The sequence below is a fragment of the Bacillus luti genome, from assembly GCF_001884105.1.
GTDB classification, from domain to species: Bacteria; Bacillota; Bacilli; order Bacillales; family Bacillaceae_G; genus Bacillus_A; species Bacillus_A luti.
This window is the reverse complement of sequence record NZ_MACI01000043.1, coordinates 13,974-36,353: the sequence shown is the minus strand read 5'-3', so window position 1 is coordinate 36,353 and position 22,380 is coordinate 13,974. Positions and strand designations below refer to the sequence as shown.

Genomic DNA, 22,380 nt, shown 5'->3' with positions numbered 1-22,380 from the left:
TTTTACAAAAAAGAAAAAGAGCACTGTATGATACAGTGCTCTTTTCGGGTGTGTGTCTCAATATTTACATGTTACTTTCGCGTGATTTAGAAGTAGAGCGGGCCGGAGCGATAACTAATTGTCTCGGCTCAGTTTTCTTGAAGTGATTTTTGACGTTACACTTGCGACGTTGAACAACCCACGCTTTAATAGGATTTGTTAAAATAATTTTTTGCTCTTCTTTAGGGGCCTCTTCTTCCAATCTACAATTTTCGCTCCACTTACACCATTTCATTGTAAATTTAGAAGAAGAATGATCGTCTTCTCGATCAAACAAGTGCAAAAAATCCATTTCACCAGCTAGCATTACGGTGTTACTAGTTGCTAAAAAAGAAAAGGTTGTCCAACGTTTCTCCATGCCCTCCTACTCCTTCTTCACATATAGAGTGCCTAAAACTTAGTTTACCTAAATATGCTTGCCTTTTACCTTACACCCATAGTGTATCCAAAATGCTATTATGCAACTATCGATTTGTCTTACAACTACCTTACATTTTTGTAAGAAAAGAAAAAACCTTCATTATATATACATGAAGGTTTCTCACTTTTTATCTATATGATCATTCATATTATCAAGTCCAGCTTCTTGCAGCTGCGACATCATACCGTGGGAAATTGCGCCTAATACTAACGTCATTCCAATTAGTGAAATGCGAATTACAGGTACGTCAATTATGTAAGCCAACAGGCCAAGAACAATGGTTAATAGTAATGCTTTTATAAATGTTACACTTGTGTACTGTTTCTTCTTCATTATAATCACCCTTTATGGAAGCGTTTTCTTATCATGATTAGTATATCATATCATCAGATGATTTTGTTGTTGTCTTTGTAAAAAATTACTATCTTCTTTGACTTTTTCCTTTCTATCCTTTACAGTCGAAATGTTCACAAGTTTTACACTGTAGGAGGACTCCAATGAATATTGAAATAAAAGACACTTTAATTTCTGAAGAACAATTACAAGCAAAAGTAAAAGAACTAGCACTTCAAATCGAACGTGACTTTGAAGGAGAAGAAATCGTAGTCATCGCAGTATTAAAAGGTTCATTCGTATTTGCTGCTGATTTAATTCGTCACATTAAAAACGATGTAACAATTGATTTCATCTCTGCATCTAGCTATGGAAATCAAACAGAAACAACAGGAAAAGTGAAACTACTAAAAGATATCGACGTAAACATTACTGGAAAAAACGTAATTGTCGTAGAAGATATTATCGATTCAGGTTTAACACTGCACTTCTTAAAAGATCACTTCTTTATGCATAAACCGAAGGCACTCAAATTCTGTACGTTACTTGATAAGCCAGAGCGCCGTAAAGTGGACTTAAAAGCTGAATATGTTGGCTTCCAAATTCCAGACGAATTTATCGTTGGATACGGTATCGACTGTGCGGAAAAATATCGTAACTTACCATTTATCGCTTCAGTTGTAACGGACTAATATAACAAAATAAACTTTCATCAATTACTGATGAAAGTTTATTTTCTATCACGATTCGTACAAGACAAAGGGAGAGAATAAAAATGCCAAAGACAAAATTTGAAAAAGTACTCCTCATCGTAAATCCGAAAGCCGGTCAAGGCGACTTACATACAAATTTAGCGAAAATCGTACCACCTCTTGCCACAGCTTTTCCTGATTTACATATCCTTCATACGAAAAAGCAAGGTGATGCAACAAAATATTGCCAAGAGTTTGCTAGTAAAGTAGATTTAATTATCGTCTTTGGTGGTGACGGAACTGTATTTGAATGCACAAACGGATTAGCCCCTCTTGAAACTAGACCTACACTTGCAATCATTCCAGGCGGAACTTGCAACGACTTCTCTCGTACACTTGGTGTTCCGCAAAATATTGCAGACGCAGCAAAACTGATCACAAAGGAACACGTAAAACCAGTTGACGTCGCAAAAGCAAACGGACAACACTTCTTAAACTTCTGGGGTATTGGACTCGTTTCTGAAGTATCAAACAATATTGACGCAGAAGAGAAAGCAAAGCTTGGTAAAATTGGTTACTACTTAAGCACCATTCGAACTGTCAAAAACGCTGAAACATTCCCAGTCAAAATCACTTACGACGGACAAGTATATGAAGACGAAGCTGTCCTTGTTATGGTAGGAAACGGTGAATATCTTGGTGGTATTCCTTCCTTTATTCCAAATGTAAAATGCGATGATGGAACACTTGATATTTTCGTAGTCAAATCAACGGGGATTCAAGCATTTAAAGATTATATCGGCAAGAAACTATTCGAAGACACAAATGAAAATGACATCTTCCACGTAAAAGCGAAATCCATTCATATTGAAACAGAAGAAGAAAAAGAAGTAGATACAGATGGCGAAAGTTCGCTTCATACACCATGTCATATAGAATTGTTACAAGGGCACTTTACGATGATTTATAATCCTGCGGTTGTGTAATACAAAAAGACGAACTAAAGTTTCAACACTTTAGCTCGTCTTTTTTATTAGAAAGGTATTTTAACCTGTTTTTTCATTTTTAATATAAGTTTTCGTAATCAAACTCCACCCAATTTTTCCAGTGCGTATTACAATCCTTATTCACAATAACGCCTGTATCTTGCGTCTCTATTGCAGCGGCTACTGATTGGAAAAATTCATTTTCACTTACTTTCTCTTCTTCAACGTGTTTCCATTCTTCCGTTTCATACGCTACTTCCCAATCGCCTTCTAAACCGAACTCTTCTAAAATCTCTTCTTTATCCCACCATAATAATTTTCTAGCTTCGTCATGAGTAGCAAGCATACGCATGAAATCTCTTGGATAAGATTCTGTCGTTTGTACATCTATTCCATTATCTCCATACTCTTCTTCTGTAAATTTATATTCAAAATGATGCTCACGTATTTTTAAACTGCCAGTATACATATCCGGTATAAAATTACCTTCATCATCAAATAATTCATAATCTCCATCATTTAATTGCAAAATACCATCATCACCCATTGAATGAGTAATTCTATCGCCATATACTTGAATATCATTAAATACCCCTAATGAACCTACACCAACAATTTGAAACACCATTAACCAATCCTTATTATCTTTAAAGAAAAGAGAGAATTTCACTTGTGAAATATCCATATCTTCATTATCAAAAGCAGGAAATTCATAGTTACTTTGTTTTTTATCTAATAGTTTCAAAATATCTTTTTGCATATGTATCATCTTCACCTCTATATAAACTTTTCAATTTCACCAAAGTATAACATAGCCATACTTGCCTGTGACATTCTAATAATACTACTTAAAAATAGCAGAATGGTCTATTTGCATGCTCTAGTGATTTTTATATACAACGAAGGAAAGAAGCACCTTGATATAAGGGAGAGGACAAACTTTGTTCAGGCAACAGACTTCAGTACAGATACATTTTCTTAATAAATAGTGCTTTGGTTTCTTAATATTTCCTTAAAAAGAAATGCAATAAAAAGTACGCACTTTAAAGTGTTATAGATACTAATAAGTAACAATTTTATGTTTCAACGTCTGTAGCTCCAAAATAAAATTATTAAAAATGATTTTATTTAACAAAATCCACTATTCTTGTGGAGATAACTGTAGAAATTATAAGTGGAACATAGAAAGTTGTTATTATTCTTCATTCAAAAAAGGCCACAACGAACTGAAATATGTTCGTTGCGGCCTTTTTATCTTCTTTAAAATATTAAATTACACTTCGAACAAAAAGGAGCAGAGTTTCCTCTTCTAATTTTCGCATCACATTTTGGGCAATATACATATCGCTCTTCTATTATTTGCCGTTCTATCATATGTAAGGATACTATTCTCATACTACACATAATTCCAATTAATATAAGGCTAACAATAAGTAGCATACTTCCCGCCTCCTCCTTCTATATTTTACCATGTAATAACAACTCGATTATTTCAACTAATAATAATTAGGAAGGGGTTTTGGATATAAATAACTCTTCTGTATTTATTTATTTGGTATAATAGATATAAAAGAAAACTTTTATGGAAACCACCATCAATACGTCTTTTGCTATACAACACCTAAGTAAATGAATCCGTAAATATATGCAATCTTTTTATAAAAAGTAAGAATAAAGTGAAACTTTAATCAGTGGGGGTTTTCTTCATCCCCCACTGATTATTAGCCTTCACCAATCGGACTTTTATGGGCAGTTGATCCCCCACCTAACTTCTTTGCTTTCGCTGAATTTTGAGGTGGGGTTCTTACTGCCCATTAAAGCGGGATAAATGAATATTAAGAAATTCACATCTTATGGAAATGGATGTAGATTTAATACTATTTAAAAGGAGAAAATAATGAATAAATCCATTGATCTACAATACTTATGTGATCTTGTGCATAGAACTTTTCATGTACCTATTCAGTTTTTATCTACTGACAAAAAAATTTTATATGAAGCTACTTCTCATACGATTTGTAGTCCTTTTTATTCTTCTAAAGAAGAACATCTTAGTGAGATGTATCAAGAAAATGCTCCTTGTAATTTCCCACTTTTCAAAGGGAATGAGTATCTTGAAAATTTCATTATCATCCATATAACAAACCATGAACATATAAAAGGCACAATTATAATCGGTCCTACTACCTATCCAAAAGTATCTGATGAAATGGCGATTAAACTTATGAAATATTTTAACTGTACGAATAACATGCAACAAGGAGTAGACTACTATCAATTTCTACCTGAGGTAAAAAAAAGTACACTCATCGATATAAGTATTTGGTTACATTACGTAATCTTCAATGAAAAATTAGATCGAGATATTGTTTGGGAGAAAAATAAATTACTCGAAGACGTTTCTTATAAAATCGTAAATCCTGATCTATACATTTCAAAACGTCGCCGGCATGATCCGCAAAATTATGACATATCATTGGAACGTAAATTTTTTTCAGCAATTAAAGAAGGCAATAAAGAAAAGGTCATACAATATGCATATTCATTCCCTCAGGAAGACGCGGCAATTTCATCCAAAGGCGATCAACTTAGAAACCAAAAAAACAATGGAATTATCGCAATTACGCTAGCCATTCGGTATGCGATAGACGGTAATCTTCCGTCAGATATTGCTTTTTCACTCGGTACTTTATATATACAAACCATTGAAAAACTAGATAACATGTATTCCGTAAATAGATTAATTGAAGATGCGTTATGTACTTTTGCAGAACGTGTTAAAGAATATAATAATCAAGTATATTCTAATTCCATTACTACATGCCTTAATCATATTCACAAGCAAATTTACGATGAAATATCTCTCAATGACCTTGCTAATCTTTTACATATTTCTCCTACTTATTTATCAAAACTGTTTAAAAAAGAAGTGGGCATTCCTTTAAGTGAATACATTCAAAGAGAACGGGTAGAAGAAGCTAAAAAATTATTAACATTAACGACCTATCCATTATCAGATATTTGTACATGGCTTAATTTTAATGACCAAAGTTATTTCACACGAGTTTTCAAAAAAATCACGAATATGACACCTAGACAATATCGTGAAAATCATACTGTTATATAAAGATGTTTTCTTACTATGAGGTGAGATAAGTATAATACTTTTCTCACCTCATATTCATTTTATTCTCCTTCCTCCCAAATAAAATTTTAACCGCATTCAAAAAAGTACAAAAATGACAAATAAATTACTATAAATATGGTAATTTATTTGTTAATTTTCTAGTATCAAGCAAATTCGTTTTCCAATATCGTCCTATAAACAAAATGCTTATAAATTATCTGTAATAACTACTTCCATAGTCATTAACCTTCCTATATAGAAAATATATTGTTAGGAGAATAGAAAGCATGAGCAGTGCAAACATATTTAAATCGATTTCAATGAATATTATGTCTAAACAATCTGCCGACACGAAAGACACACGAAAAGTATCACCATACGATGATAGAGAAAGAATTGAAGACACCTTATTACGCTCATTCATTTCAGAAGTAGAAATATTGATCACGTATTATAAAAATGGTTATTTTCCTACAATGTACATGACCGTAATGGAAATACATCCTTTAAAACGTACTGTAATATGCATAGATATCTTTGGTCATAAACATACTTTTAGTCTTATAGACATAATTGATGCTCGTTAATTGTGTCTCCCTCTTAGTCGCACTTATATACAAAAACAAAAAGCCATTCACCTCATAAAAAATTAAGTGAATGGCTTTTTAGCTTCTTATAATTATCTCCTATTACTTCGCGCTCACAATCTTATAATAAGAACGAACTGTGATGAAGTAATATCCGATATAAATGACGCCATATACTCCAATACTAATTAGGAGCGGAATCATAATTTCAAATGGTAGTATGTTCCCTAAACCTTTTAATGCAAACAAGCTGTGCAGGATTCCGATTACTAACGGGATCGCAAAGATAAAGCTTACTTGTTTTGCAATAGCTTTTTTCATTTCTTGTTTTGTGACCCCTATTTTGTGAAGTACAACATAACGCTCACGATCAGCATTTGCTTCTGTTAATTGTTTAAAGTAAATGATAGAACCTGTTGCTAGTAAGAATACAAGACCTAAGAACATTCCAATAAACATCATTAATCCTGTTCCTTCAAGCCCCATATGGAAACCAGTGTAGAAATCTCTAAATGATGGCACCATTTCTGATTCACCAGCTGGCATCACTTTTGTTAATTTTTCTGTTAACACTTTACTATCTTTTTCATCTTTTACATCAATATTTTTTACAACGCGTGTTCCAAATGCTTGCTTCGCTTGCTCATACATTTCATCTGAAACGACAACAACTAATTCACCTAAATTTGTAATCGCGACGTCATTGGCACCTTGAATTTTTAATTGCTTCGTTTCGTTTCCGATTTGGAATACTGCTTTGTTTCCTTTATATTGTGGACTAAACTCATGCCCTTCAATATACGAACTATCATATATAAATGCTTCACCAGCAGCTACATTCACTGTTTCTGCATCAATTTTTTTAGCAAGCTTGTTAAATTCAGACTGTGACATAAACTGATACTTCTCTGAAATCGTATAGTTCATATTCAGAATGAAATCAACTTTATCTCCTTCAAACTTCCCTTTTACAGGAACTGTCTCAATTTCAAATTGATCTTTAATCGGATGATTTTTCTTCTCTTCTGCAAAAATCGCATTTACTTTCTTATCAAGCGCTGCATCTTTTTTCTCATAAGAATAGCTATATGGTGCAACTACTTTTGATTGCGTAAATGTGTTGTAATACATCGTAACTGACGTACCAACCGCTGTTAATGTTACCGCGCTTAAAATAGAAATTGTCGCAAGTGACTTTGCATTTCCTTTAATACGATATAGTAGCTGTGACGTCGTTACCATATTCATACCGTTATAAAACGATGATTTATTCGTTCTTGCACGTTTCAATACGAATACTGTAAAGAACATAAATAGTAAGTACGTACCTAATACTGTTGCCAGTAAAATATAAAGTGCAACTGCCATAAAGTCTGCATATTGAACTGCCTTCATGAACATTAATGCTAAGAAATAACCTGAACCGATTAAGACAACTGAAATTAATGCCATAATGACAGATCCTTTTGGCATTGCTTCTCCTTCACGTTCTGCACGGAAAAGTTCAATTAGCTTAAATCGATAAATTAAACGATATCCTTGAAGTGATGTATACAAAATAATCACAAGGAAAATAAGTGCCGTATCAACAATTGCAGCCATCGGTACTTCAAAATGAACATTTAAGTTTAATCCCATCATGCTTACTAGCAGTTCAAGGAATAGCTTCGAAAGGACACTACCAATCGCAATTCCGATAATTAAAGACATTAATCCCATTAACATATTTTCATAAAAGAGCATTTTACCGATTTGTCTTTTTCGAATACCTAATAAGGAATATAGTCCAACTTCTTTTTTACGTTTACGTGTAAAGAAACCGTTCGAATATATAATGAACACTGCCACGAAAATGATAAGCATGACACTCGAAACTTGGAATGCCCCGCTAATTTTTTTAGAAGCTTCCGCTGCTTTTTCCATTTGTGAATTGTATTGCAGCGCTTTAAAGGTAAAATAAATGACAATACTAAAAATCATAGATGCAAAATACACAAAGTAGTCTTTAAAATTCCGCTGTATGTTGCGGAGGGCAATGCTAGATAAGGTCATCAGCCATACCTCCGGAAATAGAAGACATTACGTCAACGACTTGTTGGAAGAATTGTTTACGCGTTAATTCGCCGCGGTGTAATTCTTTATATAACTCACCATCTTTAATGAAAATAACTCGTTTACAGTAACTCGCCGCAAACGCATCGTGCGTTACCATTAAAATTGTAGAGTTATCATATTCATTTAACGACTTCATACTTTCTAATAAATCTGTCGCTGATTTAGAATCAAGTGCTCCAGTTGGCTCGTCCCCGAAAATCATACTTGGATTTGTAACAATTGCACGCGATGCCGCGCATCTTTGCTTCTGTCCACCAGATACTTGATATGGGAACTGGCTTAAAATGTGATCAATGCCAAATTTCTTTGAGATTTCAAGAACGCGGCGATCAATCTCACTCGCTTTCACTTTCGATAACGCAAGTGGTAAAGCAATATTCTCTTTCACCGTTAACGTATCTAATAAGTTATAATCTTGGAAAATGAACCCTAAATGATCGCGGCGGAATAACGCTAACTTATCATCATTCATTTTCACGATATCTTTTCCATCAATTAAAATTTCACCATTCGTCGCATTATCAATTGTAGAAAGAACATTTAGTAGTGTCGTCTTACCAGAACCAGAAGGACCCATAATTCCAACAAACTCACCTTCTTTTACTTGTAAGTTAATACCCTTTAACGCTGCAAATTTATTACCACCCGTGTCATATACTTTTTTAATATTTTTTGCTTCTAACACTGTTTTCATCTCGACATCCCTCATTTCATCTATTCTCTATCTTCAACTATATACATTCTCTACTCTTGCCACTATCGATGTTTCTTACACAAACATGACAGTTATGTAAGGCACGTAAGTAAAGACATCAAAATTTAACCTACTGAATCAAAGTACTTTGTTACTATAACATTGGGATATCATGCCATCCATTCATTCTCCTTACAGGAACATTACATTTTTGTAAGGTGAAAAAACTACCTACAAAGTTGTGCACAAAATGTCGGATGGAGCTATTTCGTTCTTGCTATTCTATGTACAGAGGAGGTCATCATATGGATTCACTTAAACATATGAATACTGCAATGCGCTATATTGAAAACAACCTAACAAATGAAATTAATTTTAAAGAAGTTGCAAGGCTAGCTTACTGCTCGGAATATCATTTCAAAAGAATGTTTTCATTTCTAGCTGGCATATCACTATCAGAATATATTCGTTGTAGACGTCTTACTCTTGCTGCCTTTGAACTACAAAACAGCAATGTAAAAGTCATTGATGTCGCTATAAAATATGGATACAACTCACCAGATTCATTCTCTCGTGCCTTTCAAAATTTGCACGGCATAACACCTTCAGAGGCCCGAAATAGTAGTCATTCTTTGAAAGCTTATTCACCAATGACCTTCCAGTTATCGATTCAAGGAGGAAATGAAATGAACTATCGAATTGAAGAAAAAGAACCATTTCGAATTATAGGTATTACAAAACGCGTACCGATTGTATTTAACGGTGTAAATGAAGAAATTGCTTCTATGTGGAAAAGTTTAAACCCAGAGTCTATTCAAACATTAAAGATGCTTTCAAATGTGGAACCTAATGGAATCATTAGTGCCTCTACTAACTTTTCTGAAGGAAGAATGGAAGAAAAAGGCGAACTCGATCACTACATTGGAGTAGCCACAGCGAAAGATTGTCCAGAGCAATTCGCCCAACTGGAAGTTGCAGCTTCAACTTGGGCTATATTTGAAGCTGTCGGTCCATTTCCTGAAACATTGCAAAATGTATGGGGACGTATTTATTCCGAATGGTTCCCTTCTTCGAACTATGAACTAGCAGAAGGACCGGAAATATTGTGGAATGAAAGTAAAGACGTATCCTCGCCGAATTTCAGGAGCGAGATATGGGTACCTGTTTTGAAAAAGTAATATAAGGGTCTAAAGTGTTTCAAAATAAAGAAGCTGCTCTCCCTCTTTAAAGGAAAAGCAGCTTCTTATTTTATACTTCTTCTCGACTCGTTCTTATACAAGAAAATAGTAATAATCGTAAGCACTATAACAACTAAAAAAGTAAATACTCTATAGTTCGAGATAGTAGCGGTACCAATTAATAAGGCAGGTATAACAGCCACAATTAAGCCACCAAACATGCCAATAAATGATCCTACACTTTGTTTTACTACTTGCGTTTCTGATACCCAATCATAATAACCAAATCGATTATTAATAAAAATCCCCCATACTGCCGAAAATAATGAATATGTTAGCGGTGTTATTATGATGAAAAGAGAACTCCAAGCATCTAGTTTTAATCCTATTATCAGTAATACGGCACTAATAAATGACGCAGGTATGCTCAATGAAAGATTCATAAGAATTTTACTGTCATAAATCATCTTTGGCGCTATAGGCAATGACTTAATAATCCATACATTTTTTCCTTCTAAAGACAATGACACACATGTTGTACATGTCATCGAAATCGCTGCTGCAATAGTAAATGGCGCAATCTTTTGCAAAATCGACTCAATTCCAGGATACGCTATTAATTGACTTGGCCCTACTACAACTATAGCCAGCGAGAAAGCTATCGCCATCACGACTCCCATTCCACTATTTATGACATACACTGTAGAAGAGAAGAAACGCTTCAGTTCTTTTTTATACAATGCGACCAATACACTTTCTTTTCTCATACTATTAATCTTATAATTTGAAAGCATATGATAAGTGGAAATCCCTGTGTTTATCTGCTTATATTTAAACGAAAGTATTTTTATAAAAAGATAATACCAAATAACTGATATCCCAACGAATAGAATGAAAGCTACAATATCAGCGTGAACAATTGCTTTTTGAAACATGTTAGCTAATGGATACACTTTTGTTAATTGCTCCGAAACAATCGCACCAATTCCGTTCATATCAGTAAGGCTATATTGAGCATTTCCGTTTTTTAGCATAAAGAAGCCGAATGTCATAATTACTATAAAACTTAAAATCGTAGTTATTTTATTCGTATTTTTAAATTTAGAAGCGATTGCCGTAATCACAGCTCCAAAAATCGCTGCTATTGTTGTTGGAATTAAAGATGCTATAAACATACTGATGAACCACATAAAGTAAAAAGAAAATGATGGATTCTCATAGATGCCATACACAACTCCCATTGGTAGCATGATTATGATTGAGAAGAGTGTATTCAGCAAGTATAAATACAAAAATCTACTTGCGATAACCGTACTTACACGAATCGGTAATGACATTAAAAGATCGTAATCCTTAAAAGCAAAAATTTCTCCATTTGCCTTAAATATAGTGAAAAACAACGTTAATACACTGCTAATAACTAGTGCATAGACTGGAATAATTTCACTCATTCCTAGTTTCACCAATCCATATGCCGAGGCTCCGCAATATAACATGAACAGGACACCAACTAAGGCAATAGATGCTGTCAGCAAAATCTTATTCTGCCTCTTTTTCTTATCTTTTTCGTATTTAAAAGTGTTTAAACCGAGCTGCGTTATCAACCGGATTTTCAAAAGACCTAAACTATTAGTATTCATTAGCAAGCTCCTTCATAAAGAGCTCTTCCAATGAGCCTTCCTTTATTAAAGAATTCACTTCCCCTGAAAGTGCTAATTTCCCTCTATTAATCATCGCTATTTTATTACATAACTTCTCAGCTACATCTAAAACGTGCGTAGAAAAGAAAATCGCACTTCCTTTTTCACAAAGCTCTTTCATAATACCTTTCAATACTACGGCTGCCTTTGGATCAAGACCAACGAAAGGTTCATCTAAAACTAATAATTTCGGTTTATGCAAAACCGCCGATATAATCGCTACTTTTTGTTTCATACCGTGTGAATAAGAAGATATTAAGTCTCCTAAGTAAGGTGTAATCTCAAAAGCATCCCCATATTTCTGTATCTGTTCTTCCCGATCCTTCGCAGACACTTTAAATACATCCGCAACAAAGTTCAAATATTGAATTCCTGTTAATTGCTCATACAAATCTGGATTATCAGGAATATACGCCATTACTCTCTTACATGCAATTGGATCCTTTTTTACTGAATGGCCATCAACAAAAATTTCACCCTCTTCAAAATCGATAACTCCTACTAATGACTTAATTGTTGTACTTTTCCCCGCACCGTTATGTCCGATAAATCCAAAGATATCTCCTGCTTGCACAGTAATATTTAAATGATCTACTGCTTTCTTACCACCTTTGTATGTCTTGCTAAAATTCACAATTTCTAACATGTGATTTCCCCCAAATCATCTGTTTTTTCACTGAATTTTCAGACCTTAAGGCGAAAAATTTACTCAGTGACCTTTGTTATCTCCACTGAGTATTTAAATCTCTTAAAACCTAGAAACTATAACTATAAAATTTGACTAATATAGCTCACAGTTGTACTTCTTTTTTATATAAAACGTAAGAATATAAATTCGTTATAATGACAGCAACTACTATAATCCCAAGCATCATATAAGATCTCCAATCAGCCGGAGCGAAAACACTTATAATCATAATAAGTCCTAAAGCCACAAATACTTTCCCGCTAAATCGATGTGTCTTTCTCCATACTTCTTCATTACTTAATGTCCAAGGATTACGCATCCCGACGAAAAAGTTAGGCTTGCATTGTGGTAAATAATTACCCATTACTATAAACAAAACACCCACTAATAATTCCGGTACACGATTAATGAATAAGTTATATCCGAGTCCATTTGTAATAATATCTATATTCCCTACAAATAGTAGTAGCAGTATCCCGTTATTCATCATCATAAAAGCTTTAGAAAATTTCTCGTAATTTGCTTTCCTTGGATCAATCTTTGGTATCACATTTAGAAATACATATAACGCAATCATAATTCCAACCATAGAAATCATTCCGTAAAGTTTAGATGAATAACCATCTACCTTACCACCACTCCAATGTGTCGCGATTGTATCCGGCAAATGTGGCCAAGCAAACGCCCATGCGATACAAGTTATAAGAATTAATATAATTGCAAAAAGATGTTTTTTCATTTCCCCTCTTCCCCCTTATTCGTAAATGTAAACACCCAAGTCAACAAATCTTGAAAGACCGTTGTGTTTAAAGAGTACATAACGAATTGTCCTTTTTTTTCATCTTGAATAAGTTCCGCATTTTTAAGTGCGTTTAAGTGGTGTGAAATACTTGGTTTTGTCATATTGAACTGTTCAGCAATCTCACCAGCGGTTAGATCGCCTTCTTTTAATAAATCTAAAATTTTTCGCCTTGTTGGGTCTGCTAATGCTTTGAATGCTTGATTCAATGTCTTTCTTCCTTTCGATAATTAGACATTTAGATATTTATCTAAATATTAAATTAAAAACCACGAATTGTCAATTATATCCATAGCCCTTTTTACTTTTCACACTTTTAACCTATACTGTTTACTAGCTTATCTTTCAACATAATGAAAAGACTTGAAACACATGATACACTATAGCTACAATTGTTTTTTTAGGAGGAATATACATATGTATAAAATTTTAATCGTTGAAGACGATCCAAATATTTCATCATTACTACAATCTCACATCCAAAAATATGGCTATGAAGCTGTTGTTGCAGAGAACTTCGATGATATTATGGAATCGTTTAACGCTGTAAAGCCACATCTTGTTTTACTTGATGTAAACTTACCGAAATTCGATGGGTTCTACTGGTGCCGCCAAATTCGTCATGAATCTACTTGTCCTATTATTTTCATTTCAGCTCGTGCTGGTGAGATGGAACAAATTATGGCGATTGAAAGCGGCGCGGATGATTATATTACAAAACCGTTCCACTATGACGTTGTAATGGCGAAAATTAAAGGACAATTACGCCGTATTTACGGTGATTATGCACCAAATATTTCTGAACGTATCGTTGAAGTAGAAGGTTTAAAACTATTCCCAGAACGTCCAGAAATTCATTTTGGATCTGAGCAAGTTCTTTTAACGAAGAAAGAAGCAATTTTAGCAGAAATGTTATTATCTAAATTCCCTCGTACGGCGAGCCGTGAAGATTTATTAGCTGCTCTATGGGATGACGAAAGTTTCGTTGAGGAAAATACATTAAACGTAAACATTACGCGTCTTCGCAAAAAGTTCAATGAGCTTGGTATTGAGAACTCTATTGAAACAGTACGTGGACTTGGATATCGTTTTAACGCAACTTGGAGTGAATAAGCATGAAGCTATTTTTACGTGATCATTTTGCATTTTTTCTACTGTACGTATTAAACTTCGGTATCATTTTCGTTCTCTATGATGCAGTAGATGGATTTCAAAATAATAAATTTTACTTCGTCGTTTTAAGCTTATATTTATTCATCTGTTTCCTCGCTTACCGTTACGTTCGCAATCGTAGAATGTATCATAGATTAAGTGAGCAACCAGAAAAAATGGAAGATGCATTTATTGAAAGAGCGACCGCTCCAATGCCTCACGGTGTAAATGAACTCGTGCGCACGCAGTATCGTCTCTTCCAAAAAGAACTACAATCGTATGAAGTGAAACAACAAGAACATCAATTATTCATTAACCACTGGGTGCATCAAATGAAGACACCCGTTTCTGTTATGCAGCTTATGGTGCTAGAAATGGAAGACGAGCATTTAATTCCGAAATTTAAAAAGGAATTAGAACGTCTAAACCAAGGGCTTGATATGGCTTTATATATGGCAAGATTAAATAACTTCCATGAAGACTTCCATGTCGAGACGATTTCATTAAAAGATACTGTAACAAAAAACATTAACGGTCTAAAAGAACTATTTATTCGAAACGGGGTCTTCCCTGTTTTAGAAGTTCATTCTGATTTAAAGGTTGCTTCTGATGCGAAATGGCTAAAGTTTATCATCTATCAGTTAATGACAAATGCTGTTCGTTACTCTGGTGAGCGAGGAAAGAAAGTGTTCTTATCTGCTTATCGAAACGGAAAAGATATTATTTTAGAAGTTCGTGATGAAGGCGTAGGTATTCCGCAAGAAGATATTCGAAGAGTATTTGAACCATTTTACACTGGAAAAAATGGTCGTACATTCGGAGAGTCTACTGGTATGGGACTTTATATTGTAAGTAAAATTTGTGATTATTTAGGTCACTCTGTCAAACTAGATTCTGAAGTCGGTAAAGGAACGACGATTAAAATCATCTTCCACAACGCTGCAAATAATCAAGCAGAACATGCGGAGAAGGTGACCGAGGCATGATCGTAACATATGCTAGCAAAATGTATGAGAACTTACTCTCATACATTTTTTGCAATAAAACTACATATTTTCCTTCTAGCAGGAGGTACGTATTATGACATTTTGGCAGTTTGCCTTTAAAAATGTAACACGTAATTCCAGAGCTTATTTTGCTTATTTCGTAAGCAGCTCCTTTTCCATTGCTGTTTTCTTTTCGTTTGCTGTTTACTTATTTCATCCGAAATTACAAAGCTTTGGCATGTTCTCTGAAATTTCAGGATTAATGATATTTTCAGAAGTAGTAATTGTATTTTTCTCTTTCTTCTTTTTACTATATTCCATTGGTACCTTTTTAAAAGTTCGAAAAAAACAATTCGGCGTTTTGACCGTTTTAGGAATATCGAGAAAACAATTACATCATCTCGTTTTTATGGAAAATATGTTAATCGGTATTTTATCTATCTTTTTTGGCATGCAGTTTGGACTTGTCTTTTCGCAATTTTTCTTATTAGTCACAGCAAAAATTACGCACGTACCAGGCATATATTTATACTTGCCTATTAACGCGTTTATTTTAACAACCATTGTCTTCCTTAGTCTTTTTATCATTGTATCTACATTCACACCAATGCTTATCCGTACAAAAAAAGCGGTACGCCTTTTAAAAACAAATGTGGGAAAACAAAAAGAAAAAAAACCATCCATACTCGTTTCTTTATTTGGTGCGATTTGTTTATTAGGTGGTTATGCTTTAGCTGGAAACCCTAAATATTTCGTCTCAATAAACCCGCAGGTAGGCGTTATATACATGGTTTCAAGTATTTTTGTAATTCCAACACTTGTTACAATTGGGACATATTTTTTCTTTTCGCAAATTAGTTTCTTACTTATTTACATTTTAAAAACGAGAAGAAAATTTTATATGAAACGAATTAATATGCTTTGGATTTCTGATTTAGCAAGCCGGATTCGAACGAATATTAATATGCTTTTTATTGTGGCGATGCTATCTACTGTCGCTTTTACGATGATTACGTTTTTATATGGGCTCGGTAAATTTACGAAATTAGAAGTTACGAGAAGCTCTCCCTTCCCAATTTCTTATTTTTCTTATGATGCGAACCCTTTTGTTAACGAGCATTTAGCTTGGCTTGAACAACAATTACAAAAGGAAAACTTCTCTTATAAGAAAATAAAAGCCGATTTATATGAAACACCATTAAAAGAAGACGAAGATATAGCCATTTATAATGACGTATACGCCATTAAGCAAAGTGACTATAACAAACTTGCAAATTCTTTACGTATGAAAGAACTATTCATGAATGATAACGAAGCATACATCTTAACAGGAACATCCTATTTCACTATATTCAATGAGTTTGAACAAAGCTACAACAGAGACTACGTTACACTCTCAAACACAAATACAAAATTGCGGGTAAAAGGCTATGAATATGTAAACGCCATTCCATCTACCTTCTCTTATCAAACGGTAGTTTTACCTGACGTTGTTGTAAACAACTTCCCAAATACAACAAAACATGTATCAGCGTACAATTATAAAGTACAAAACTGGGAAAAGACGTATAAAATCACTGATGCTTTTATAGAAAAAATACAAAAAGATCGTGAAAAATTCCAATATGAAGGGCCTCTCATCCGCTCCTTTGAATCAGCAAGTGCATTATATAAAATAACGTCCGGTAGTGCCGCGTACTTCCTAATCGGGACATTTTTAGGGGTTATTTTCTTCATTGGAGCAGGTAGCGTACTTTACTTCAGAATGTATACAGATTTGACGAACGAACAAGAGAAATATATAACGATTTCTAAAATCGGTGTGACAGATAAAGAGATGAAACGTTCTGCAACCATTCAACTTAGTATTTTATTTTTCATTCCATACATTATGGCATCCATTCATACGATGTTTGCTACAAAAATGCTACAAGATGTAATTGGTTTATCACTGTTCAAAGAAATTGCAGCTGTTCTTATTATTTTTGGAGTCGTCGAAATCGTATTTTTCTTATTCATTCGTTCGCTTTATATGCAAAAATTATCACAGTATACGAGTGGATAAAACACTTAAAATAAACTTAGTGAAAAGAGTATCTCTCATACTCTTTTCATCTTCAATCTATTAGGGGGCCTAGGTGAATGACATTTTGGCAGTTTGCATTTAAAAACGTCACACGGAACGCCAGAGCTTATTTCGCCTATTTTGTAAGCAGTGCGTTCTCCATCGCTATTTTTTTCTCATTTGCAGTTTATTTATTTCATCCGAAATTGCACATGACAGACGTAAATTATGCTTTGAACATATTAATGACAATTTCAGAAGTTGTCATTGTGTTCTTTTCATTTTTCTTTTTACTCTATTCAATTGGTACGTTTTTAAAAGTAAGAAAAAAACAATTCGGGATATTAACAGTACTTGGCATATCCCAAAAACAATTAAAAAGACTCGTCTTTTTAGAAAACATGTTAATCGGTATTCTTTCTATATTTTTTGGAATACAACTCGGACTTGTTTTTTCACAGTTCTTTTTATTAGTTACCGCAAAAATTACACATGTACCTGGTCTATATTTATATTGGCCTACAGGTGCTATTATTTTAACAACTGTAATCTTTCTCGGTCTCTTTATTCTCGTATCTTCTTTTACACCAATGCTGATCCGTACAAGAAAAGCTGTACGACTTTTAAAAGAAGGGAAACAACATAAAGAGCGAAAAGCATCCGTGCTTATTTCTTTATTTGGTGCGCTATGTTTAATATCTGGATACGTATTAGCAGCAAATCCATTATATTTCATGTCACTTGGCACTGTAATTGGACTTTTGTACGCCGTCTCTAGTATATTTGTCATTCCATCACTCATTGCAGCTGGAACATATTTTTTCTTTTCACAGATTAGTTTTTTACTTATTCGTATATTAAAAACGCGAAGAAAGTTTTATATGAAACGAATTAATATGCTTTGGATTTCTGATTTAGCAACGCGCATTCGAACAAATATTAATATGTTGTTTATAGTCGCGATGCTATCAACGCTCGCTTTTACAATGATTACATTCTTATATGGATTCGGGAAATTTACAAAGTTTGATGAAATTAGGCAAAACCCTTTCCCGTTTACATATTTATCACATACTGAAAATACGTTGGCAAATGAACATTTAAACTGGTTAGAACAAAAATTTAATGAAGAGGACTTTACTTATACAAAATTTAAAACGGATATATATGAAGTATCTTCAGCTGAAGATAACACGCAGCTCTATTATGCCATTAAACAAAGTGACTATCATACACTTGCTAAGGCATTAAATTGGGAAACTCTCACGGTGAACAAGAATGAATCTTACATTCTTATGAAAGACTTAGATGATCAAGTCTTTGGAACACTTCAAAATAACGAAAAGAAAAATACTCTTACACTTACTCAAAACAATTTACAACTACAGGTGAAAGAATATAAAAGTTATAACCCATTCCCAAACAGCTTAATATACCAATTACTCATACTATCTGATGAAAATGTAGAAGCATTATCCACTGTTTCAAAACAGATGAGTGTATACAGCTTTAAAGTTTACGATTGGGAAAAAGCACATAATATCGGTTCAGCATTTATAACAAAAATCGATAACGACAATGCAGCGATTCAAGCAGAGCACCCACCGTTCCATGCCAGTGAAGCAAGTGACTCTCTATACAAAACCAAACAAAATGTCGCTTCATTCTTCTTAATCGGTACTTTCCTTGGTGTTATTTTCTTTATCGGTGCGGGCAGTGTTCTTTATTTCCGCATGTATACAGATTTAACAACTGAGCAAGAAAAGTATATAACGATTACGAAAATCGGCTTAACAGAAGATGAGATGAAACAATCTGCTACTATTCAACTTGCTATTTTATTCTTCGTCCCTTACATTATGGCATCGATCCATACGATGTTTGCGACAAAGATGCTACAAGAAATATTACATCTCTCATTCTTCGCTGAAATTACAGTCGTACTTATGATTTTTGGAACAGTTGAAATTTTATTTTTCCTTTTAATTCGTTCCTTTTATATGCAAAAATTATCACAACACATTAAGTTTTAAAAGATAGAAAGGTGATTACTATGGAAGAAGTATTACACATTAAAAACGTCTCAAAAGTGTATGAGGGGAAGGTCCCTCATACCGCTTTAAAAAATATAAATTTACATGTAGATAAAGGTGAATTCGTTGCGATCATGGGGCCATCTGGAAGTGGTAAATCTACGTTTTTAAACGTTATTTCTACAATTGATTCTCCTACTTCTGGTGATGTCGTTATTAACGGAAAAAAACCGCACACATTTCGTCGAGAGAAGTTAGCTATTTTCCGCCGACAAGAGTTAGGGTTTGTTTTCCAAAACTTTAACCTACTAGATACACTAACAATCGGCGAAAATATCGTACTACCTTTAACATTAGATAATGTTCCATTAAAAGAAATGGACGAAAAGCTTGATAACATTTCAAAAAAACTTGGAATTGATCATATTTTGGACAAACGTATTTTTGAAGTTTCTGGAGGACAAGCACAGCGTACCGCAGTAGCACGTGCTGTTATTCATCATCCGTCTCTTTTACTAGCTGATGAACCGACAGGAAACTTGGACTCAAAAGCAGCAATTGATGTTATGGAGCTATTTACGAAGTTAAACAAAGAAGAAGATGCAACGATTTTAATGGTTACGCACGATCCATTTGCAGCAAGTTATTGTAACCGTGTTATTTTCATTAAAGATGGCGAGCTTTACAATGAACTGCACCGCGGATTGTACCGTGAGAAATTTTATCAAGAAATATTAGATGTCCTAGCATTACTAGGAGGAAGACGTGGATGACATTTTGGCAATTTGCATTTAAAAATGTCTCGCGTAATTCGAAAGCATATTTCGCTTATTTTGTAAGTAGTGCGTTTTCTATCATGGTTTTCTTTTCATTCACTGTATACGCGTATCATCCACGACTACAAATTATGAATAAATTACAAGAACAAGATCCGCTCATGAACTTAGCCGGAATGGCACAGTTTGTTATCGTTTTGTTCTCGTTCTTCTTTCTCTTATATTCTATCGGGACATTTTTAAATGTACGGAAACAACAATTTGGCATTTTAACTGTTCTCGGTATATCTCAAAAACAATTAAAACGTCTTTTGTTTACTGAGAATATGATTATTGGAATACTAGCTATCTTTGCTGGTATTCAAGGTGGGCTTGTATTTTCTAACTTTTTCTTACTCGTTACTTCTAAATTAACAAATGCTAAAGGCCTCTATTTATATTGGCCAACAGAAGCAATTATCGTTACAACAGTAACGTTTATCATTTTATTTTTCATCGTTTCTACGTTTACACCGCTGTTCATTCGTACTCGGAAAACAACACAGCTCATTAAAAGGACAAAAAAAGGCGACAAAGAAAAAAAACCATCTATACTCATTTCGATATTCGCATTAATTTGCTTAGCATTATGTTATTATATAGCCGGTTATCCGCAGGGCTACGTAACGGAAAAAAATGTACAGAATGGCTCGGTAGCCTTTATTATATTATCTATTTTACCGCTCGTAGTAGTCGGGACATATTTATTCTTTTCGCAAACATTTCTCCTCTTTATCTTTATCTTAAAAAAGCGGAGAAAGTTTTATATGAAACAAATAAACATGTTATGGATTTCAGATTTAGCTAGCCGTACGCGTAGTAATATTAATGTGCTCTTTATCGTTTCTATGTTGTCGGCACTTGCATTTACAATTATTATCGGTTTATTTGCTGCTAATAATAATACGAAAGCATCGACATTAGAACGGTATCCGTTTCCCTTCACCTATACGTTCAAAGGGGAAAATCCATTTGAACAAAAGCACCTTGCTACAATCGAAACGGAGCTTACAAATGCTAATTTTCAATACAATAAGCATAAAGTTACAATGTTAAAAGATACAGCTTTAAAAGAAGACATTACTCTTATGAAGATGAGTGATTATAATACACTTGCGAAACAATTAAAAAGGCCGGAAATAACCCTCGATTCTACACAAGTTTATGTTATTTCTCGGTACTCACCAGAGCTCTTAAATCTTGTATCAAATCCATTCGCAAAACAAAATACAATTACAATCGGATCAAATAAAAAAGAATTTCATATTAAGGGATTTATTAATAAAGGAATCGGACCAGTCTTTCTTTTCCGACATATAATTGTTGTACAAGATTACGTATTTGATAATATGATTCCTCATATTGAAACGGCTATAGTGTATAACTACTTCGTTGAGAATTGGGAAAATACAATTGTTCCGACAAAAAATATGTTAAAACATATTTGGAAAGATGCGGATAGCTTCCGTGAGGCACATAAAAATACAGATGTCCCATTTGCTCTTTATACAGCAGCTGATGATCTATACTACAGTAAAGGTAATTCAATTGCCACTTTCTTTATTTGGGCATTTCTCGGCTTTATTTTCTTTATCGGGGCAGCTAGTGTTTTATACTTCCGTATGTATAATGACTTAACGACCGAAAAACAAAAGTACATTACAATTACAAAACTCGGCTTAACAGAATCGGAAATGTTTCGTTCTGCAACGATTCAATTAGGAATATTATTTTTCATTCCTTATATCGTTGCTGGTATTCATACAATATTCGCGATTCAGTTTTTACAAAGCATGTTTGCTTTTTCTTTATTAAAAGAATTAATTATTATACTTACGTTGTTCGGGATTATCGAGATCATTTTCTTCTTCTTAATCCGTTCTCTGTACATCAATAAATTATCACAGCATATAAAAATATGAATAAAATGGCCTTGTGCGTAGTATTGCACAAGGCCACTTTCAATAGTT

21 protein-coding genes are annotated in these 22,380 nt (G+C 33.8%); 11 read left to right on the top strand and 10 right to left on the bottom strand.

Features of this window, described 5'->3' with window-relative positions; all coding sequences use genetic code 11:
- Positions 1 to 64 precede the first annotated feature (64 nt).
- Both BAQ48_RS09880 and BAQ48_RS09875 read right to left on the bottom strand, forming a co-directional pair.
- Positions 65 to 397, bottom strand: a complete 333-nt coding sequence (locus BAQ48_RS09880; protein ID WP_071710937.1) for a hypothetical protein — start codon at positions 395 to 397, stop codon at positions 65 to 67.
- Positions 398 to 580: 183 nt separating this feature from the next.
- Entirely contained in the window at positions 581 to 796 is a 216-nt protein-coding gene (locus BAQ48_RS09875) for a hypothetical protein (protein ID WP_116758500.1), read from the bottom strand.
- Positions 797 to 957: 161 nt separating this feature from the next.
- Here BAQ48_RS09875 and hpt point away from each other — a divergent pair, with 161 nt between their 5' ends.
- Both hpt and BAQ48_RS09865 read left to right on the top strand, forming a co-directional pair.
- Entirely contained in the window at positions 958 to 1,485 is a 528-nt protein-coding gene (hpt, locus tag BAQ48_RS09870; RefSeq protein ID WP_071710935.1) for a hypoxanthine phosphoribosyltransferase, read from the top strand.
- Positions 1,486 to 1,568: 83 nt separating this feature from the next.
- Complete coding sequence (locus tag BAQ48_RS09865; RefSeq protein WP_071710934.1) at positions 1,569 to 2,471, top strand: diacylglycerol/lipid kinase family protein; 903 nt, start codon at positions 1,569 to 1,571, stop codon at positions 2,469 to 2,471.
- 79 nt (positions 2,472 to 2,550) lie between these two features.
- Here the strand turns inward: BAQ48_RS09865 and BAQ48_RS09860 are convergent, their stop codons facing one another.
- Together BAQ48_RS09860 and BAQ48_RS09855 are read right to left on the bottom strand one after the other, a co-directional pair.
- On the bottom strand, positions 2,551 to 3,240 hold the full coding sequence (locus BAQ48_RS09860; protein ID WP_071710933.1) for a DUF7003 family protein: 690 nt from the start codon (positions 3,238 to 3,240) through the stop codon (positions 2,551 to 2,553).
- A 491-nt stretch (positions 3,241 to 3,731) separates the two neighbouring features.
- The gene (locus tag BAQ48_RS09855) at positions 3,732 to 3,911 is read right to left on the bottom strand and encodes a hypothetical protein (RefSeq protein WP_071710932.1); all 180 of its coding nucleotides are present in this window, start codon (positions 3,909 to 3,911) and stop codon (positions 3,732 to 3,734) included.
- Between the two features lie 457 nt (positions 3,912 to 4,368).
- Between BAQ48_RS09855 and BAQ48_RS09850 the strand changes: the two genes are divergently transcribed.
- Entirely contained in the window at positions 4,369 to 5,598 is a 1,230-nt protein-coding gene (locus BAQ48_RS09850) for a helix-turn-helix domain-containing protein (protein WP_071710931.1), read from the top strand.
- 287 nt (positions 5,599 to 5,885) lie between these two features.
- Entirely contained in the window at positions 5,886 to 6,185 is a 300-nt protein-coding gene (locus BAQ48_RS09845) for a YolD-like family protein (RefSeq protein ID WP_071710930.1), read from the top strand.
- Between the two features lie 102 nt (positions 6,186 to 6,287).
- Here the strand turns inward: BAQ48_RS09845 and BAQ48_RS09840 are convergent, their stop codons facing one another.
- Entirely contained in the window at positions 6,288 to 8,237 is a 1,950-nt protein-coding gene (locus BAQ48_RS09840; RefSeq protein ID WP_071710929.1) for an ABC transporter permease, read from the bottom strand.
- Positions 8,224 to 8,994, bottom strand: a complete 771-nt coding sequence (locus BAQ48_RS09835; protein ID WP_071710928.1) for an ABC transporter ATP-binding protein — start codon at positions 8,992 to 8,994, stop codon at positions 8,224 to 8,226. Before BAQ48_RS09835 ends, BAQ48_RS09840 begins: the two co-directional genes overlap by 14 nt.
- A gap of 305 nt (positions 8,995 to 9,299) precedes the next feature.
- On the opposite strand from BAQ48_RS09835, the gene BAQ48_RS09830 reads away from it, so the two are divergent.
- On the top strand, positions 9,300 to 10,172 hold the full coding sequence (locus BAQ48_RS09830) for an AraC family transcriptional regulator (RefSeq protein ID WP_071710927.1): 873 nt from the start codon (positions 9,300 to 9,302) through the stop codon (positions 10,170 to 10,172).
- Positions 10,173 to 10,237: 65 nt separating this feature from the next.
- On the opposite strand, the gene BAQ48_RS09825 is transcribed toward BAQ48_RS09830, so the two are convergent.
- From BAQ48_RS09825 to BAQ48_RS09810, 4 genes are all read right to left on the bottom strand, one after another.
- Positions 10,238 to 11,812: a putative ABC transporter permease subunit gene (locus BAQ48_RS09825; protein WP_071710926.1), complete on the bottom strand. Its 1,575-nt coding sequence runs from the start codon at positions 11,810 to 11,812 to the stop codon at positions 10,238 to 10,240.
- Positions 11,802 to 12,518, bottom strand: a complete 717-nt coding sequence (locus BAQ48_RS09820) for an ABC transporter ATP-binding protein (RefSeq protein ID WP_071710925.1) — start codon at positions 12,516 to 12,518, stop codon at positions 11,802 to 11,804. Before BAQ48_RS09820 ends, BAQ48_RS09825 begins: the two co-directional genes overlap by 11 nt.
- A gap of 145 nt (positions 12,519 to 12,663) precedes the next feature.
- Positions 12,664 to 13,299: an SdpI family protein gene (locus tag BAQ48_RS09815; protein ID WP_071710924.1), complete on the bottom strand. Its 636-nt coding sequence runs from the start codon at positions 13,297 to 13,299 to the stop codon at positions 12,664 to 12,666.
- Positions 13,296 to 13,568, bottom strand: coding sequence for an autorepressor SdpR family transcription factor (locus tag BAQ48_RS09810; protein ID WP_002129626.1), 273 nt, complete (start codon positions 13,566 to 13,568; stop codon positions 13,296 to 13,298). Before BAQ48_RS09810 ends, BAQ48_RS09815 begins: the two co-directional genes overlap by 4 nt.
- 208 nt (positions 13,569 to 13,776) lie before the next feature.
- On the opposite strand from BAQ48_RS09810, the gene BAQ48_RS09805 reads away from it, so the two are divergent.
- The 6 genes from BAQ48_RS09805 to BAQ48_RS09780 all read left to right on the top strand — a co-directional run bounded on the left by BAQ48_RS09805 (position 13,777) and on the right by BAQ48_RS09780 (position 22,332).
- Positions 13,777 to 14,472 carry a response regulator transcription factor gene (locus BAQ48_RS09805; RefSeq protein ID WP_000276738.1) on the top strand — a complete coding sequence of 232 codons (696 nt, stop codon included), beginning with the start codon at positions 13,777 to 13,779 and terminating at the stop codon, positions 14,470 to 14,472.
- Positions 14,473 to 14,474: 2 nt separating this feature from the next.
- Complete coding sequence (locus BAQ48_RS09800) at positions 14,475 to 15,497, top strand: sensor histidine kinase (RefSeq protein WP_071710923.1); 1,023 nt, start codon at positions 14,475 to 14,477, stop codon at positions 15,495 to 15,497.
- 94 nt (positions 15,498 to 15,591) lie between these two features.
- Positions 15,592 to 17,562: an FtsX-like permease family protein gene (locus BAQ48_RS09795; protein ID WP_071710922.1), complete on the top strand. Its 1,971-nt coding sequence runs from the start codon at positions 15,592 to 15,594 to the stop codon at positions 17,560 to 17,562.
- A 77-nt stretch (positions 17,563 to 17,639) separates the two neighbouring features.
- Entirely contained in the window at positions 17,640 to 19,595 is a 1,956-nt protein-coding gene (locus BAQ48_RS09790; RefSeq protein WP_071710921.1) for an FtsX-like permease family protein, read from the top strand.
- Positions 19,596 to 19,615: 20 nt separating this feature from the next.
- Positions 19,616 to 20,368, top strand: a complete 753-nt coding sequence (locus BAQ48_RS09785; RefSeq protein ID WP_000393250.1) for an ABC transporter ATP-binding protein — start codon at positions 19,616 to 19,618, stop codon at positions 20,366 to 20,368.
- Complete coding sequence (locus tag BAQ48_RS09780; RefSeq protein WP_071710920.1) at positions 20,365 to 22,332, top strand: FtsX-like permease family protein; 1,968 nt, start codon at positions 20,365 to 20,367, stop codon at positions 22,330 to 22,332. The genes BAQ48_RS09785 and BAQ48_RS09780 overlap by 4 nt, the downstream gene beginning before the upstream one ends.
- Positions 22,333 to 22,380: the final 48 nt, after the last annotated feature.